We start from the raw sequence: 17945 nt of genomic DNA on the forward strand, positions 1-17945 counted from the left end.
GGCTCAAGACTTGTCCTTGGAGTCTGCAATCGTGTGCTTTTCGAAGGTCGCCTTCCAGGCATCGATCGAGGAAATTCGCGGCGCCGCAGCCTGGTATCTGGCCGCTAGCTGCTCCCATTCATTGCGGATCCGCCAGTGCAATCGGGTTGATTTGGCCAACATTTCGCGCAGTCTTGCGGGATCCCGTTGGTACCAGGACGCCCCGGTGCCCTCCGCATTGGTCACCACGATGCTGTCGTAACCGGCGGTCCGCCACCAACGGTTGTCCCGGTGGGCCAAAACGGCTTGCGGGAATTCGGCGCTGTTCGGGGCCGGCTTCTGCACGAGCTGACGGACTACCGTCCGCAATGCCCAAGGGATCAGATCTTTTTTGGCCGGCATCCCGGCAGCCACGCTTCGGTGTGGTCCCTTGGTCACCTTGGGATGCGGGAAGTCGTCGATGTCGTCCTTGGTTTGCGCATCCGGATAGCGTTCGCGCAGGGCATTGATCTGCGGCAGGCGCTCCGCGAGCAGCCGGTGCAAGTGCTCGGGCCCGGCAAGCAGGTCTTCCATCGCCATGATCCGGCCATGTTCGGTGAAGTACTGCATCGAAACCAAATGTTTGACGTCTTGCTGCACGGATTCCCGGAGCACTCGCCCCCCTTTTGGGAAAGGGGAATGCAACAGAGCAGTGATCGTCCGGTTCCGCTCATGGAAATAGGCCTGCCAACCGACCAAATCGTCCTTGTCCGCCCAGGAAACATGCCACACCGCAGAACCGGGGAGCGAAACCGTCGGATATCCGGCTTCTTTGGCCCGCAAACCGTATTCCGCGTCGTCCCATTTGATGAAAATCGGCAACGCGAGTCCGATCTCCCGGATCACTTCCGTGGGGATCAAGCACATCCACCAACCGTTGTAGTCCACATCCACCCGGCGGTGCATCCAGGACGCCTGGCGGAGGTTGACCACACCGAACTCATGGCCCAGCTGCATCTCTTCATGCGGCAGCGCGGGCTGGATCCGATAAGCGTCAACAACTTCACCGAACGTGTGCAACACGGTCCGGTTGTACAGATCGAACATATGGCCGCCCACAATCGTGGGCTTGCGGCAGTAATCGGCGAAACACAACACCCGCCGAATGCTCTCCGGCTCGATGACAATGTCATCGTCCATGATCAAGGCATAGTCGTTACCGGACTCGACCGCTTCGTACATCCCGCGGGAAAAACCTCCGGAGCCGCCGAGATTGGCTTGATCGATGATCCGCAGGCGCCCGCCGAATCGCTGCGCGACTTCGTCGAACCCGGGTTCGTCGGCAACTTTCTGCGAGCCCTGATCGACAATCAAGAATTCCCGGACCGCATCGAGGACTTCGAGGTTCTCGGACAGCGTGCGCAAGTTGCTCAAGCAATAGTCCGGTTTGTTCAGCGTGGTGATTTCCAGCGTAACCGAGCCGGGTCGGGCATTCCTCGGGCGCTCCCGGGTCGACCAATCTGCACCGAGCATAACCAGCTCAGAGCTTCCGGCCGCCAAATCGAACCAGTACCAACCGCCGTCGCCGAATGGCTTCAGCGAGAGCTCGAAGGTACTTTCCTGTTCTCCGGTGACGCGCTCGCTTGCGACCCGTTGCAGCGATCCCCTGGCATTCGATTTGTACACGACGACGGCGCCGTCGCCTTTGGTACGCACCGAAAGCCGGATATCACGGACGTTCGTCCACCTCCGCCAATAGCTTGCCGGGAAAGCGTTGAAGTAGGTGCCCAAGGAAAGCCGGTCGCCGGCGACCACGCGCAAAGATGTCCGGCTGAGCAAATCCTCGATATGCGCTTCCCTGGGCGTCGAGCTCAAAAGCCGGAGCTTGTCCTCGACCTTCTTGGGCGAGCGGTACATCGTATCGTTTTCGACGAGCCGGACGCCGTTCACCGAACCGGCGTCGACGTACAACGGGATGGTATCCACTTGACCGCTGCTGGGCAGGATCACCCGTTGCAATAAGTTCCAGTTCCCGTCGCCGTCGCTCATGCGTCGACTCCCCCGCTTTCCAGGAGGCCACCACCGCTGAAATGCGGTTTGATCTTGTTTTCGAACATCGTCAATGCCGAGCCGATGGCCATGTGCATGTCCAAATACTTGTAGGTGCCCAACCGGCCGCCGAAGAGCACCGATTGCTCGCCTTTCGCCAGGTCGCGGTAGGCGAGCAGTTTACGGCGGTCTTCGGCCGTGTTCACCGGGTAATACGGTTCGTCGCCCTTTTCCGCAAACCGGGAGAACTCCCGCATGATCACGGTGGCGTCCTTGGTGTAATCGCGTTCCGGGTGGAAGTGGCGGAATTCGTGGATCCTGGTGTATTTCGCATCGTCATCCGGATAGTTCATCACCGCGCAACCTTGGAAATCCTCCATCGGCAGGACCTCTTCTTCGAGGTCGATGGTCCGCCAGGAAAGATCGCCTTCGGCATAGTCGAAGTACTTGTCGACTGGTCCGGTGTAAACCACCGGCGTCTGGCCCAGCACTGCGGAGCGGCCGAATTCGCCGTCATCGAAGAAATCGGTATTGAGTTGGACCGTGATGTTCGGGTGATCTGCCATCCGCTCGATCCAGGCGGTGTACCCGTCTACCGGAAGGCCTTCGTATTTGTCGTTGAAGTAGCGGTTGTCGTAGGTGTAGCGGACCGGCAATCTCGAAATGATCTCCGCTGGCAAGTCTTTGGGATCGGTCTGCCATTGCTTGCCGGTGTAGTGCTTGATGAAGGCCTCGTACAGCGGTCGGCCGATCAGTTGGATGCCTTTGTCGTTCAGATTCTGCGGGTCGGTGCCTGCCAACTCGCCGGCCTGCTCCTGGATCAGCGCCCGGGCTTCCGCGGGGCCCATGGAAGCCCGGAAAAATTGATTGATCGTGCCGAGGTTGATCGGCATCGGGAAAACTTCACCCTTGTGATTGGTGTAGACCTTGTGCTGATAGTCGGTGAATTTCGTGAACCGGCTGACGTAGTCCCAGACCTTCTCGTTCGAAGTGTGGAAAAGATGCGCGCCATAGCGGTGCACTTCGATGCCGGTCTGGGCTTCGTTCTCGCTGTAGGCATTGCCTCCGATGTGGTGCCGTCGATCCAACACCACGACCTTCAAACCGAGCTCAGTGGCGGCTCTTTCGGCGATCGTCAGGCCAAAAAAGCCCGAACCAACAACAACTAGATCAGCGTTCACTCATTCTCCTGGTTCAAAGTTTCCGGGCACCCCCGCGCCCGCACAATCCATCTAAGATTACCCGACACTACTGGATAAGCCGGTATTAGCGGGGCCCGCAAGGAGCCGGGCCAAGACCACGCCGGCAAGCTCTAGAGCGCTCCCGAATCATTCCGGCGCATGGTGAACGCGACGACGCTCGGGAAGAACAGCAAGACCAGCACCAGCAACGGTGGAAGCAGCAGCGCCAAGCCCCAGAGGTATCCCCCGGTCAGCGTCGGCACCGCGATCGTGAGCATCAGCAGCTGCCAAACGAACGCCGCGGCCCGGGTCCACCGGTAGCCGCGGAAATGCTGTACCGCGGCAGCAGCCAGGGCCGCACCGAGCAAGAACAGCAAGACAGTCAGGAACACCGCGCCGCCGAAGGTCTCCACTTGGACCGTGAACAGGCCGATGACATACACCGCTGCGGTGATCAGCAAGGCTGCCGCTTCGAGGCCCAGCACCGCGCTGATCGCCCAAACCCCCCACGGCCGGCCTGCAGGGGCGACCGTACGGGCAGATTCGACGGGCGGTTCGGACTTCGGATCGATAGCTCTTGACACACTGGCACCCTACCGGAGATATTCATGGGACGGGATGCGGCGCAGCGCAGAATGTGACGTATCGCTCACGTTTCTTGGCAAGTTGTTGGCTTTCACCCCTTGTTTACACACTGTTAACGTGAAACGCTTAATAGCAGTGACCCCAGGGGCCTGCCTCGAAAGATGTACAGCAGAAGTACAGCTCAACGCAGCCCCTTTTCTTATGCAACTGCTCGTGAATCTTTTCACAAGGCAGTTGAGATACTTGTAAGGAGTAAGTGATCAGCATGGATTGGCGTAGCCGCGCAGCCTGCCTCGACAAGGACCCGGAGCTTTTCTTCCCCGTGGGGAACACCGGGCCTGCCTTGCTCCAGATTGAAGAAGCCAAAAGCGTTTGCCGCCGCTGCCAGGTGGTCGACACCTGCCTGCAGTGGGCCATCGAGAGCGGCCAGGACGCCGGTGTCTGGGGCGGCATGAGCGAAGACGAGCGCCGCGCCCTCAAGCGCCGCGCCGCCCGGGCCCGTCGCGCCAGCTGAATTTCCCCATCCCCGGAGCTGGATTCCCGCCCCGGGGTCAGACCGGAAGCTCGATTTCCACGGCAGTTCCACCGTCTGCTCCGGGCAACCAGCGGATTGAGCCCTTCAATTCGCTCATCACCAGAGTTCGCACGATCTGCAGCCCCAGGCCCTCTTTGTGCGGAGTTTCCGGCAGACCCACCCCGTCATCGGCCACGGTGACCCGCAACATTTCCGAATCGCCGGCCGCCAGGAACCGCTCGGCGATCAGCCGGACTGTCCCGCCGCGTTCCTCCAATCCGTGTTCGACGGCGTTGGTCACCAATTCGTTGATCACCAGGGCCAGCGGGGTGGCCAAATCACTGGGCAGATCGCCGAATTCCCCCTCCCGCTCGGTATGCACTTCCTGCAAGGGCGAAGCGACCTCGGCCGCCAATCGGAACTGGCGGCCGATCACCTCATCGAAATCGACGTTCTGGGTCAGCCCCTGGGAGAGCGTCTCATGCACCAATGCGATCGTGGCCACTCGCCGCATCGCCTGTTCCAATCCGTGCTTGCCCTCCTCGGACTGCATCCGGCGCGACTGCATCCGCAGCAGCGCGGCAACCGTCTGCAAATTGTTCTTGACCCGGTGGTGGATCTCCCTGATCGTGGCGTCCTTGCTCACCAACTCGAGCTCGCGCCGACGCAACTCGGTCACGTCCCGGCACAAGACCACGGCACCGAACCGCCGTTCCTGATCCCGCAGCGGGATCGCCCGCAGTGACAAGCTCACCCCGCGCGATTCGATTTCGGTCCGCCAGGGCATCCGGCCGGTGACCACCAGGGGCAGGGTTTCGTCGATCATCCGGCGTTCGTGCAGCAAGTCCGCGGTGACCTCGGCGAGCGAACTGCCTTCGAGCGACTCGATGCCGCCCAGCCGCCGAAACGCCGAGACGCCATTGGGGCTGGCATACTGCACGACCCCCTCGGCGTCGAGCCTGATGAATCCGTCCCCGACCCGCGGCGCACCACGCCGCGACCCGGTCGGCGAAGCAAAATCCGGCCACAGCCCCATGGTCCCCATCCGCAGCAGGTCATAGGCGCTCTGCCGATAGGTCAGCTCCAAGCGGGACGGCAACCGGGACGATGAGACGTCCATATGCGAGGTCACCACGGCCAGGGTCCGACCATTGCGCACCATCGGCACGGCATCGACCCGCACTGCCATCTCGGAATTCCAGCTGGCCTCGGCAGCCCGTTCGATGGTTTTGCTCAGCCAAGCCCGTTCGACCAGCGGCCGCAGGTCCCCCCGCAGCTTCTCCCCCACGAAATCCTTGTGGAAAACAGTGTGCGTAGTGGACGGCCGGACGTGCGCCAAGGCCAAGAACCCGCCTTCCGGGTCCGGGAACCAGAGCGCAAGATCCGCGAAAGCCAGATCCGCGATCAGCTGCCAGTCCCCGACCAGCAGATGCAGCCATTCGGCATCTCCTGGGCCGAAGTCGGCGTGCTCCCGGATCGGATCAGTGAATATCGCCACGGGAGCGCCGCCTTCCAGCCTGCAGGACTACCTCCGGACAATCGAACGGAGCAACCTCAAGGCTACCGACAAAGAGGCCATGTCGTCCTGTTCGAGCTGGTTGACCTCTTCGAACATCGACCGCGCCCGGGCCAGTTGCTCGGCGTTCTGCCCGGCCCAAGCGGTGATCCGGGCATGCGGATCAAGTTCGCGTCCGCCATCCGCGGACGTCGCATTCATCACGGCGATGGTCATGTCCGCCGTGGTCGAATACAGGTCGTCGCGCAACGCGGCTCTGGCCAGTGCTTGCCAACGGTCCCTGCGCGGCAAGGCAGAGATCCGCTCCAACAGGCCATCCACGCCGAATTCCGCGAAAATCGCATAATAGACCCGGGCCACCGCGTCCACGGGTTCGTCGATCTGGTCCTTGATCCGGGCAATATCCAGCAAGGCGAAGCTCTCGAACATCTCCGACCAGCGGTTCGCCAAGTCCGCTGGCACGCCCCAACCGGACGCCTTGTCCCGCCAGGCCTGCGCCCGGTCGCGATCGACCCCGTCAAGCAGTCCGCTCAGTTCCGAACGTAGCTTTTCGACGATCGGGCCGAACTTCGCGACGACGTCGGAGATCGGTTGCGAGGTGGCTGAATGGTTCACCAGCCAGCGCACGGCCCGGTCCAGGAGCCGGCGCATGTCGAGATGGATATTGGACCAGTGCTCGGTCGGGAATGACGGCGGCAAAGCGGCCAGGGCGGCCGCCATTTCGTCCAGTTGGTAGATCTCGCGCAACGCCACGAAGGCTTTGGCCAGCACCGCTTCGGAAGCGTTCGTCTCCTCGATCGCCCGGAAGGCGAAGGTGATGCCGCCGATGTTGATCATGTCGTTGGCCACCACGGTGGCGATGATCGCCCGGCGCAGGGGATGCGAATCCAATTCCGCGTCGAAACGCTCCGCCAATTGCTTCGGGAAGTACTTCCGCAAAGTTCTGCGGAACCAAGGGTCGTCGGCGAGGTCGCTTTCGGCCAGCGCCTTGGCCAGTTCGATCTTGGCATAGGCCGCCAGCACCGAAAGCTCCGGCGAGGTCAACCCTTGGCCGCCGTCGAGCCGGTTCCCGAGTTCCTCGGAACTCGGCAGGGCTTCGATCGTCCGGTCGAGGCCGGCCCGGGTTTCGAGCCAATCCATCAAGCGTTCGTAACTGGGGCTCCATTCGACCACCCGCATCCGGTCATTGAGCAGCAGGACATTCTGGTCGATGTTGTCCTCAAGCACCAGATGACCGATTTCATCGGTCATCGCGGCCAGGAAGTCGGCGCGTTCCACGGGGTCCAAAGCTCCCGCGGCGACCATCCGGTCCACGAAAATCTTGATGTTCACCTCGTGGTCGGACGTGTCCACCCCCGCAGAGTTGTCGATCGCGTCGGTGTTCAGGATCACTCCGTGCAACGCGGCCTCGATCCGGCCGCGTTGGGTCAGCCCCAAGTTCCCGCCTTCGCCGACCACTTTGACCCGCAGGTCTTTGCCGTCGACCCGGATCGAGTCGTTGGCCTTGTCGCCGACCTCCGCGTGCGTTTCGGTGCTCGCTTTGACATAGGTGCCAATGCCGCCGTTGTAGAGCAGATCCACCGGGGCCAGCAAGATCGCCCTGAGCAGTTCCGGAGGACTCATCGAAACGGTGTCCGCCGGCAACCCGAGCACCTCGCGGACCTCGGCGGAAATCGGAATGGCTTTCACTTGGCGCGGGCACACCCCGCCACCGCGGCTGATCAATGCGGCGTCGTAATCCTGCCAAGACGAACGGGGAAGTTCGAACATCCGACGGCGTTCGGCATAGGAGACCGCCGGGTCGGGATTCGGGTCCAAGAAGATGTCCCGGTGGTCGAACGCGGCAACCAGCTTGATGTGTTCGGAGAGCAGCATTCCGTTTCCGAAGACGTCCCCGGACATGTCGCCGACGCCGACCACCGTGAAGTCTTCGGTCTGGGTGTCCACATCGAGCTCGCTGAAGTGCCGCTTCACCGATTCCCAGGCGCCGCGGGCGGTGATGCCCATGACTTTGTGGTCGTAACCCACCGAGCCGCCTGAAGCGAAAGCATCGCCCAGCCAAAAACCGTACTCCGCCGAAATCGAGTTCGCGATGTCGGAGAACGACGCGGTGCCCTTGTCCGCCGCCACCACCAGATAGCTGTCATCGTCGTCGTGCCGGACCACCGCGGCCGGCGGCACGATCTGTTCGCCGTCCTCGGTAACCACCAAATTGTCCGTCACATCGAGAAGTCCACGGATGAAGGTCTTGTAACTTTCGATGCCTTCGGCCATCCAGGCCGAACGGTCCGCGGCCGGGTCCGGCAGCAGCTTGGCGTAGAAGCCGCCTTTGGCCCCGGTCGGCACGATCACCGCGTTCTTCACGGTCTGGGCCTTGACCAGGCCCAGAATCTCGGTTCGGAAGTCCTCGCGCCGATCGGACCAACGCAAACCACCGCGGGCCACCTTGCCGAATCTCAGATGCACGCCCTCGACGCGCGGCGAATAGACCCAGATTTCGAATTTCGGCCGGGGGAACGGCAATCCCTCGATCGCCGTCGGGTTGAACTTGATGCTCAGATAGGACTTCGACTGGAAGTAGTTGGTCCGCAAGGTCGCCTCGATCAGGTTGACCAAGCGGCGCAGCACCCGGTCCGCGTCAAGCGTCGGAACCTGGTCCAGGCCTTCCGCGAGCCGGGCACGGACGTCGTCGAGTTTCCGGGTGCGGTCGGTATCCGGGATCTGCGGATCGAAGCTGGTTTCGAACAATTCGACCAAAGCCCTGGCCACCGTGGGATTCCCGAGCAGGGTGTCCGCCACGAAGCCGTACGAGTTCGGGTTTCCCATCTGGCGCAGATACTTGGCATAGCTTCGCAGCACCACCACTTGCCGCCAGCCCATGCCTTCGCGGAGCACCAGCCGGTCGAAGGCATCCGACTCGCTGGCCCCGGTGATCGCGGCGCCGAAGGATTCCTTGAGCAGATCGCCGGTGCCGATCGGATCGATGCCCTGGGGATACTTCAGCCCCAGATCGTAAAGGAAGAAGTCCCGGCCGTCTGCGGTTTGGATCTCGAACGGACGCTCATCGAGGACCTCCAGGCCGAGGTTGTGGAAGAACGGCAGGATTTGGCTCAAGCTCTTCGGCCGTGCCATGTAGAGCTTGACCCGGGCATCCTCTTCCAGTTCATCGCCCACGCCTTCCGGCAGATAGACCTTCATCCCGGGCCCGCATTCGGCCGAAGCCGCATTGCGCTGCGCATTCTGGAAATCGCGGTCGTAGTCCTCGAAGCGGCGCAGATCTTCGATCGCGTCTTCGATCTCGAAATCTACCCGGTAGCTTGCCGGGAACGCTTCGGCCCACTGGGCGGCCAGAGGTTGCGCCTGGCCCGAGGGCAGCACTGCCGACAGCACCTCGGTAAGGCCTTCCGACCAGGATCGCGCAGCGGTGACCAATCGGGCTTCCAACTCACCGGCGTCGACCTCAAGGGCCTTCGCTTTGGCCTCGGCATCCTTGGGCAGCCGGATCCGGAAGAACAACCGGGCCAGCGCAGATTCGCTCATCCGGGCCTCGAAGTCGATGCTCACAGCACCGAAGGTCTGCGTCAGCTCCGCTTCGATCCGTTTCCGAACCGCGGTGGTGTATCGATCCCGTGGGATGAAGATCAGCGCGGACATGAACCGGCCATAAATGTCCTGGCGCAGGAACAACCTGGTCCGGCGCCGTTCCTGGAGCCGCATGATCCCATCCGCGATCGCGATCAAGTCAGCGACCTCGATTTGGAACAGTTCGTCCCGCGGATAGGTTTCGAGCACCGCGAACAGGTCTTTGCCGGAGTGCGAATCGGGTGGGAAGCCGAAATGCCGGAGCACCTGGTTGACCTTCTCCCGGACCACCGGGATCTTCCGGACCGACCCCGTGTAGACCACCGAGGCGAAAAGCCCGATGAACCGCTTCTCGCCATTGACATTGCCTTCGGCGTCAAACGATTTCACCCCGATGTAATCGAGATACCCGGTCCGGTGCACCGTCGAGCGCGAGTTGGCTTTGGTGATCACCAGAGCGCGCTTTTCCCGGGCCTTCCGCCGGCCGGCCTCGGTCAAGTGTTGGACTTGTTTGTTGACTTTGGCGTCCCGGAGCAACCCCAACCCGCTGCCTTCGCGGTTGATCAGCACGTCTTCGCCGGCTTCGGTGACCAAATCGTATTCGCGGTAGCCGAGGAAGGTGAAGTTCCCGGCGTCCATCCACCGGAGCAGCTCTTCGGCCTCGCGCAGATCGGAGACTTGGTCCCCGCCGGTGACTTTGGCCAGCTCGGCAGCGCAGCCGACGGCTTTCTGCCGCATCGGCTGCCAATCCTCGACCGCCGCCCGGACGTCGCCCAAAACCCGGGTCAAGCCCTCGATCAGCGCCTCGGCGGCAGCCTCGTCCTGTTGGCTGATCTCGATCGCGATCCAGGATTCCAGATGCGAAGACTGGTTTCCGCTCGCGATCAGGTGCGAAATGTCCGGCATCGCAGCAGTGTCGCCGCTGGAGACGCCCAGGTAGGCGGGAACCTTCGCGACGCTGATCAGTTCGTCGTCGGCATTGCCCCGCGCCGCGACGAACATCGGGTGCACGACCAAGGTGATTGCCGCATTCTGCCGGACCACCTCTGCGGTTACCGAATCGACGAGGAACGGCATGTCATCGGTCACGATGTAAACGATGGATTCTTTGTAATGCCGGGTCTGGTCGTCTTCATTGACGATCGCGACCTTGGCCGTTCCGGGCGGCCGGTTCTGGGCCAACTCCCAATGTTTGAGTGCCCGGTTGCGCAAAGTACTGGATTCGTACTTGGCCCGGTCGTCGTCAGCAATCTGCTGGTAATAGTCGTCGATGAAACTGTCGATTGTCTCTTCAGTCAGTTTCGTCGTCCCGGTATTGGGCACCATGGTCTCTTCGGACCCGTTCGACATGGGAATACGCCTCCGTCGCAGTTAAGGACCGCTTCCTTGCGGTCCCAGAATGAGACTAGCGCGAAACCGTCCGCCCTGCTGTGTTTGAAGTTACAGCAGATCTTCTGGATCGCTGTGCATCTGCACCAATGATATCCGCGATCTTCCGGCGCAGCTGCGAGTCGGCCACCGCCTCCCGGAGGGCTTGCCCGGCAAGCAGAGCACGATCTGCCGACTCCGGTTCCCACGGCAGGAAATGCGCGATCGGCAGCGACGGTCCGAATCGCTCCCAGGCGCGCCGCAACGCCGCTTCCGGCCGTCGGCCCACGGCCGAAGCCCGGACCTTGTTCAGCACCACGGTGAGGCACGCTGCCGGCACGATGGAAAGCACCTCATCGAGCGCCCGGAGCAATCTGGGCACCCCGATGCTGTCCGCCGCCCCCACGGCAATCACCTGATCTGCTTCGGACAACACCAGCAACGCCGAGCCGTTGCGCCGCGGCGCCATGGTGTCGAAGCTGAGCTCCTCATCCGCTTCCAAGGCAAAACCGCAATCGATCACCGTGGTCTGGAAAACCTCCCGGGACCGGTCCAACACCTGGCGCAGCGCGGAACTGCGCAGTTCCGGCCAGCGGTCCGCGCGGCTCAATCCGGTCAACACCCGGAGGGGGCTGCCCCCGACCACCAGCTCCACGGAAGACTTCAGCAGACTCGCCGGATCGAGCACGCCCTGTTCCGCGTATCGGCAGGCTTGGGCTATCCCGGCGGATTCGTCGAGCAAACCGAGCGTCGCGGCCACGCTCGGACCGTAAGTGTCGGCGTCGATCAAGAGCACGGAATCCCCGGTGGCAGCCGCTTCGGCAGCCAGATTCACGGCAACCGTGGTCTTGCCGGGCGAACCTACCGGACCCCAGACCGCGAGGACCCGGTGCTCGGCAACCCCGGCCGGCGCCGGCCCCGCCGGCCCGCGGCTGCCCTGGGGCAAGAACCCTTCACTCGGCGGATCCGTCGCCGCGTGCGTCCTGAGCGGCGCAGAAGCATCCGCATACCCCGGGTCCGCCCCGCCCGACGGCGTGGCAACACCCAATTCCGGGCCGGCATCGACGAGCCGGCAGATCTGCGCCGCGAGATCCACGGCGCCGCTGCGCTCCGGAGCCGTGGCCACCCCGAGATTCTGCAGGCGCCGCTGTTGCGCACCGTCGTCGCTGAGCACCAGGAGGCTCACCCCTTGGTGCCGGAAGCGGTCCAGGACGCTGGCGGTGAGCTCGTCGATGCCGGTCGAGACGATCGCTGCCCTGGCCAGTCCGCTCTGGCAGACGGCGATCAGCTCGGCAAGTTCCGCGCAATGCCTGACCACTGCGATCGGCCCGCGCAAGCCTTCCAGACCGGCGACCAGGTCACCCGCCGCCCGGCCGACGGTAGCGACCGGAATACTCATCCCTGGCCGCCGGAAGGGTTCCACACCACGGAAATTTTGGCGTTGTTCGCCAGCGAATCCAAAATCTGGGGCATCTGCTGTTTGCCCACCAGCACGTAGACCGACGTGCTCCGATTGCTGCCCAGGCCCCCGGATCTGTTTTCCAGCTGCGAAATTTCGGCCCCGGCCAGCAGCCGCACCGGTTCATTGAAACCGCCGGACCGCACATCGGGCCGGCTGGCCCAGACATCCACCCGGCTGCCGACTTTCGCCCCGGCCGGCAAATTCTCGTCCAGGCTGAACGCAATGGGGCTGCGATCGACCGACGCGGCCTCGTCGATGCTTGATTTCGGCAGCAATTCGCCCTGCGGAATGCGCTGGACCGCAAATCCATTCGACGGCAATCCTTCGGCAGCCAACTGATATCGTTCCTGCACCGGATCGAGGCGCACCCGGCCACGGTCCAGCAGGTCTTCGGTGATTTTCTGCCCGACCGGGATATCCCGTTTGGCAATGAAGACCTCGGTCGTCCGGTCGGCTCCGGCCAGCAGGGACACTACCGCGGCTACCGAAGCGAGGACCAGCAGAATGCCCACCAGGAGCCGGGGATCACGCCAAGACGGCCGCTTGAGCCGATTCGTTGCCGGGGTGCCGAGCGTCATTCCGCCTCCGCCGCGTCGTCGGATTCCTGCCGATGCCATCTGTGGGTCACCGTGGTCCCACCAGACTAGACGCAGATCACCGGCTGCCAAGCAGTTCCCCGAAAATCTGTGGAAAACCACGGCAAAGCTGTCCAAACCCGGTCAAGGGTGACAAAATCGAGGCATGCCCCGCTTCCTGACCTTGGCCGACGTCTCGGAACAGCTCCAGATTTCCGCACCGGCAGCCTACGCTTTGGTCCGCAGCGGCGAACTCTCCGCGATTCAAGTGGGCGGCCGGGGACAGTGGCGGATCGAAGAGGCGATGTTGGAGAAATACATCCAAGACCGCTATGCCGAGGCCGAGCGCCAGATTGCTGAGAACCGGGCGAAGTCCGGCAGTACCGATTGATTCGGCGAACCAGGGTTCACCGTGGTTCCCTGGTCGCGGACGAGAGCGCTGCGATCGCCGCGAAAGGCACCATCCGCCGCCCCGCGACATTCCCGACCCGGCGTGCTTCACCATCCCGGACCACGGTGATTTCGCAGTAGTCCCGCCCGACCTGATCGATGGTTCCGGAAATCGTTGCCGGCGCTGCGTCCAGCCCGGCCAAATGAACGGTGACGAACTCCCGGTCCCGGGCCAGCAGACGCACCGCAGATCCGAAGCCATGCCGCAGCGCGCTGCTCGGCCGGCTCGCCGAACCTGAAAGTCCCTGCACGGTCAGCACTTCCGCGCTGCGGATTAGCACTGAGCGGACTTCGGTTTCCAAGAGGAACCAGGCCTCCCCCACCCGGGACAGTACGCCGTCGAACCGCAGCCGCGATGTCAACTGCACCGTCACAGACGAACCCGAGGAACCACGAATCCGGTCCGCGAACTCGATCCCGGCGGACTCGGCGCGGGCCAGATCGGTGATCTCGGATTCGAATCCGAGCTGTTGCGAAGCCGACATCTGGCCGTCCAGATCTCTGAAGAACCCCTCCCATCGCATCCGCACAGCGTATTGGCGCGGCAGGAAGAGGTCAAGGGAACGGCACACAAAAGGCATGGACAAAAAGACCAGGAGATGCTCCAATGTCTTCTATGAATCTCAAAACACATCAAACATCATCAAAAGGCATTCAAGTTCATCGGCATTCTGTACCGTTGTCCGAAGACCTGCTGCTCGGAGTACTCGTTTTGGCCCTCGGCGCGGGCTTCACCGTGCTCGGCGGCTTCGCCTTGCCGGACTGGCAACGAACCGGCTTCTGGCAATCGGCGACCTTCGACGATCTGATCGGCGCCACGGCAATCGCAGCGGGGGTCGCCATCGTGCTCTGGTGGCTGGTTTCGATGCTCGCGGCAGTTGCCGCAGCGCTGCTTTTCGCCCGTGGAAACCGCCGTCTGGCAGCCCGCTTCGGGCGACTGGCACCGGGGTTCATAAGGCGTCTGGCGATCGCCCTGCTGGGCATCAACCTGACCACGGTGCCACTCGCCTATGCCGACCAGGCAACGGACCCCGCGGCGCCGGCCGCCCAGGAAGCACCAGGCCAAGAATCCGTCGAACCGACCTACCGAGGGGTGGATCCGGCGTGGAAACCTCGGAACGCCACTCCCCCGCCGAACGCCGCTCCCCCGCCGGCCGCAACCCGCAGCGTCCGGGTGGTGGCAGCCGGCGAGAGCCTGTGGTCGATTGCCGCCACGACGCTGCGCGCCGGCGCTGCAGCATCCGACATCGCCGCCGAGTGGCCCCGCTGGTATGCGCAGAACCGGGAATCTGTGGGCCCGGACCCGGATCGGCTCCTGGCCGGGTCGGAACTGCAGGCGCCTGATCCGGCTTGAATCCTGGTGTTCGGTAAGGGGAACCGAAATGAACAGTGCCCTTGCTGCAGCTTGGGAGTCCGACGAGCCGGGGGTGCGACTTAGTGCGGTACGGGCTGAATCGCGGACTCGGCAGAGCCGGCCCGCCGCCGATGAACGAGCGGAAGTGCACCGGGTCGCCGGACATGTCGCCCGTGGCGCCCTCGAGGTGCTGGCCGGATCGCGGCAGGCCCAACAACTGGCCTCGCTGCTCGTGCCTGCGGTCTATCGCAGTCTGTTGGCCCGCGCCGAACTGAGCAAACGGGCCAGAGAATTGGACCCGGCGAAGTTCGCCAAACTCCACCAAGGAGTCAAGGCCCACTCGGTGCATTCATGCGCCGTAGTCCCAGGGGTTTACGAACTGAGCGTCGTGGTCACGGAACGAATCCGGTGCCGAGCACTGGCGATGCGGATAGAAAAGCAGGGCGGCAACTGGAAAGTCACCGCCCTGCTCATCGGTTGAACCCGCGCATCGGCTGAATGCCAGGTCGTCCGGGCCGCCGGCTCAGCGCCGTTTTTTGCGCTTGTTGTTGGGTTTGCTCGACTTGCGTGCCGAGGGCGGCAAGGTGCTCTCTGCCGAGGAACCCGTGCCGCGCCGCTCCACTCTGGTCTCGGCTTCACCGGAAGCATCCGGCGCCGTGAACTGCAGCTGGCTGGGGCGCTCCGGAGCTTCCAATCCGGGCGCGGTGAGTACCGGACGGTTCGCTGCGGAAGCAGGCTCCGCCCCGTCGTCCGACCCGGATCCGCCATCGCCGACCCGATTGAGCAGGGCCGCGGGTTGATTGGCCTGGATACCGACCGATGCGGCGGGAGCTTCTTCCACCTGGACTTCCAAATTGAACAAGAAGCCGACGCTCTCCTCGCGGATCGCACCCATCATCGATTGGAACATGACGAAGCCTTCGCGCTGGTACTCGACCAACGGATCACGTTGCGCCATGGCGCGCAGACCGATGCCCTCTTTCAAATAATCCATCTCGTAAAGGTGTTCCTGCCACTTCCGGCCGATCACCGAAAGCACCACCCGACGCTCGAGTTCCCGCATGGTTTCGGCGCCCAGCTCCGTTTCCCGGTTTTGGTAAGCCAACTGGGCGTCGGACAGGATCTCACGTTTGAGCATCTCCACCGTGATATTGCCGGTGCCGCCTGCCTCCTCGGCCAGGTCGTCGACCGTGAGGCTCATCGGGTACAAGGTGCCCAGGGCGCTCCACAAGGCCTTGTAGTCCCAACCTTCCGCGTGGCCCTCGGCAGTGGCTGCGTCGATGCTTTCGTTGATCGTGTCTTCGAGGAAATGCTGCACTTTTTCATGCAGGTCGTCGCCCTCCAGGATCCGCCGACGGTCACCGTAGATCGCTTCGCGTTGCCGGTTGAGCACATCGTCGTATTTCAGCACGTTCTTGCGCTGCTCGGCATTGCGCCCTTCGACCTGCCCCTGCGCCGAAGCGATCGCCTTGGAGACCAGCTTGGATTCCAGCGCCTGGTCGTCCGGCATCGCCGAGCCGCCCATCAGGCGCTCGGCCGCACCGGAATTGAATAAACGCATCAAGTCGTCGGTCAAGGACAGGTAAAACCGGGATTCGCCCGGATCTCCCTGACGGCCGGACCGGCCACGCAGCTGGTTGTCGATCCGGCGGGACTCGTGCCGTTCGGTGCCCAGCACGTACAGGCCGCCCAGCTCCACGACTTCTTCGTGCTCTACTTCAGTGGTTTTCTGAGCCTTCTCATAAGCCTCGGCCCAGGCGGCCTCGTACTCCTCGGGAGTCTCTTCAGGGTTGAGCCCGCGCGCGGCCAGTTCGGCCACCGCGTTGAACTCGGCGTTTCCACCCAGCATGATGTCAGTGCCACGGCCGGCCATGTTGGTGGCCACGGTCACCGCGCCCTTGCGCCCGGCCTGCGCCACGATGGCGGCTTCCCGCGCGTGGTTCTTCGCGTTCAGGACTTCATGCTTGACGCCGGCCTTCGCAAGCTGCTTGGAGAGGTATTCGCTCTTTTCGACGCTGGTGGTACCCACCAGAACCGGCTGGCCCTTCTCGTGCCGTTCGACGATGTCCTTCACCACGGCTTCGAATTTGACCACTTCGTTCTTGTAGACCAAATCCGGCTGGTCCACGCGCACCATCGGCTTGTTGGTCGGAATCGGCACCACGCCGAGCCCGTAGGTGCCCATGAATTCCGCGGCCTCGGTCTCTGCGGTACCGGTCATTCCGGAGAGCTTCTCGTAGAGCCGGAAGTAGTTCTGCAGGGTCACCGTGGCCAAGGTCTGGTTTTCCGCCTTGATTTCCACGCCCTCTTTGGCTTCGATGGCCTGGTGCATGCCTTCGTTGTAACGCCGGCCGGCCAGAATACGGCCGGTGTGTTCGTCGACGATCAGCACTTCGCCGTCCAGGATCACATAATCCTTGTCCCGCTTGAAGAGCTCCTTGGCTTTGATCGCGTTGTTCAAGAAGCCGATCAGCGGAGTGTTCGCCGACTCGTAGAGGTTGCTGATGCCCAGGTAGTCTTCGACCTTTTCGATGCCCGGCTCGAGCACTCCGACGGTGCGTTTTTTCTCATCCACTTCGTAGTCGTCCTCGACCTCGAGGCGCAAAACCACCTTCGCGAACTCGCTGTACCAGCGGTTGGCATCGCCGCTGGCCGGACCCGAGATGATCAACGGCGTCCTGGCTTCATCGATCAGGATCGAGTCGACTTCGTCGACGATCGCGAAGTGGTGTCCGCGCTGCACCAGCTCATCGGAGCTCCACGCCATATTGTCGCGCAGGTAGTCGAACCCGAACTCGTTGTTGGTGCCGTAGGTGACATCGGCGGCGTATTGTTCGCGGCGCGTCGGCGGCTCCTGCTGCGACAGGATGCACCCGCTGGTCAATCCCATGAATCGGTGCACCCGGCCCATCAGCTCGGATTGGTAGCTGGCCAGGTAGTCGTTGGTCGTGACGATGTGCACGCCTTTGCCGGAGAGCGCATTGAGGTACGCCGGCGCGGTGGCGACCAGGGTCTTGCCTTCACCGGTTTTCATTTCCGCGATGTTGCCCAGATGCAGCGCGGCACCGCCCATCAACTGCACATCGAATTGCCGCATGCCGAGCGTCCGCCGGGAACCCTCGCGGACCGCGGCAAAGGCCTCCGGCAGCAAATCGTCGAGCGACTCGCCGTCCGCATGGCGCGCTTTGAGCTTGTCCGTCTCCTCACGCAGCTCCGCGTCGGTGAAGGTCTGGAACGAGTCTTCCAAGGAATTGATCGCGTCAGCATAGACATGCAGCTTTTTGAGCGTCTTGCGGTCGCCGGTGCGAAGAATCTTTTCAAGCAGTGATGGCACGTTCCATGCTCCTGGGT

The 17945-nt window shown here is 62.9% G+C and carries 13 protein-coding genes; 4 read left to right on the forward strand and 9 right to left on the reverse strand.

All coding sequences use genetic code 11. The annotated features are described in order from the left end of the window. Positions 1-3: 3 nt before the first annotated feature. The 3 genes from JOE69_RS04090 to JOE69_RS04100 form a co-directional block, all read right to left on the reverse strand. Positions 4-2007, reverse strand: coding sequence for a glycosyltransferase (locus JOE69_RS04090; protein WP_309796303.1), 2004 nt, complete (start codon positions 2005-2007; stop codon positions 4-6). Further along, a complete protein-coding gene (gene glf / locus JOE69_RS04095) occupies positions 2004-3188 on the reverse strand; it encodes a UDP-galactopyranose mutase (protein ID WP_309796305.1) in 1185 nt (394 codons plus the stop codon). The genes JOE69_RS04090 and glf overlap by 4 nt, the downstream gene beginning before the upstream one ends. Before the next feature lie 131 nt (positions 3189-3319). Next, positions 3320-3772, reverse strand: a complete 453-nt coding sequence (locus JOE69_RS04100; RefSeq protein ID WP_309796307.1) for a hypothetical protein — start codon at positions 3770-3772, stop codon at positions 3320-3322. Between the two features lie 266 nt (positions 3773-4038). On the opposite strand from JOE69_RS04100, the gene JOE69_RS04105 reads away from it, so the two are divergent. After that, positions 4039-4287: a WhiB family transcriptional regulator gene (locus JOE69_RS04105; RefSeq protein WP_026544131.1), complete on the forward strand. Its 249-nt coding sequence runs from the start codon at positions 4039-4041 to the stop codon at positions 4285-4287. 37 nt (positions 4288-4324) lie between these two features. Here the strand turns inward: JOE69_RS04105 and JOE69_RS04110 are convergent, their stop codons facing one another. The 4 genes from JOE69_RS04110 to JOE69_RS04125 form a co-directional block, all read right to left on the reverse strand. Next, positions 4325-5785, reverse strand: coding sequence for a sensor histidine kinase (locus tag JOE69_RS04110; RefSeq protein WP_296364994.1), 1461 nt, complete (start codon positions 5783-5785; stop codon positions 4325-4327). Positions 5786-5812: 27 nt separating this feature from the next. Continuing rightward, positions 5813-10711 (reverse strand): NAD-glutamate dehydrogenase, encoded by a 4899-nt coding sequence (locus tag JOE69_RS04115; RefSeq protein WP_309801147.1) that lies wholly within the window; start codon positions 10709-10711, stop codon positions 5813-5815. A gap of 79 nt (positions 10712-10790) precedes the next feature. Then, positions 10791-12152: a CpaE/TadZ family protein gene (locus JOE69_RS04120; protein WP_309796310.1), complete on the reverse strand. Its 1362-nt coding sequence runs from the start codon at positions 12150-12152 to the stop codon at positions 10791-10793. After that, on the reverse strand, positions 12149-12832 hold the full coding sequence (locus JOE69_RS04125) for a CpaB family protein (protein WP_309796312.1): 684 nt from the start codon (positions 12830-12832) through the stop codon (positions 12149-12151). The genes JOE69_RS04120 and JOE69_RS04125 overlap by 4 nt, the downstream gene beginning before the upstream one ends. 124 nt (positions 12833-12956) lie before the next feature. On the opposite strand from JOE69_RS04125, the gene JOE69_RS04130 reads away from it, so the two are divergent. After that, positions 12957-13181, forward strand: coding sequence for a helix-turn-helix domain-containing protein (locus JOE69_RS04130; protein ID WP_296364998.1), 225 nt, complete (start codon positions 12957-12959; stop codon positions 13179-13181). Positions 13182-13197: 16 nt separating this feature from the next. Here the strand turns inward: JOE69_RS04130 and JOE69_RS04135 are convergent, their stop codons facing one another. Continuing rightward, positions 13198-13764: a hypothetical protein gene (locus JOE69_RS04135; RefSeq protein ID WP_309796315.1), complete on the reverse strand. Its 567-nt coding sequence runs from the start codon at positions 13762-13764 to the stop codon at positions 13198-13200. A 155-nt stretch (positions 13765-13919) separates the two neighbouring features. Here JOE69_RS04135 and JOE69_RS04140 point away from each other — a divergent pair, with 155 nt between their 5' ends. Together JOE69_RS04140 and JOE69_RS04145 are read left to right on the forward strand one after the other, a co-directional pair. Next, positions 13920-14594: a LysM peptidoglycan-binding domain-containing protein gene (locus tag JOE69_RS04140; protein ID WP_309796317.1), complete on the forward strand. Its 675-nt coding sequence runs from the start codon at positions 13920-13922 to the stop codon at positions 14592-14594. Positions 14595-14622: 28 nt separating this feature from the next. After that, positions 14623-15075 carry an Rv3235 family protein gene (locus JOE69_RS04145; RefSeq protein WP_309796319.1) on the forward strand — a complete coding sequence of 151 codons (453 nt, stop codon included), beginning with the start codon at positions 14623-14625 and terminating at the stop codon, positions 15073-15075. Positions 15076-15117: 42 nt separating this feature from the next. Here the strand turns inward: JOE69_RS04145 and secA are convergent, their stop codons facing one another. Beyond that, the gene (gene secA / locus JOE69_RS04150) at positions 15118-17928 is read right to left on the reverse strand and encodes a preprotein translocase subunit SecA (RefSeq protein WP_309796321.1); all 2811 of its coding nucleotides are present in this window, start codon (positions 17926-17928) and stop codon (positions 15118-15120) included. Positions 17929-17945: the final 17 nt, after the last annotated feature.

It is taken from the genome of Arthrobacter russicus (genome assembly GCF_031454135.1).
Classification (GTDB): domain Bacteria; phylum Actinomycetota; class Actinomycetes; order Actinomycetales; family Micrococcaceae; genus Renibacterium; species Renibacterium russicum.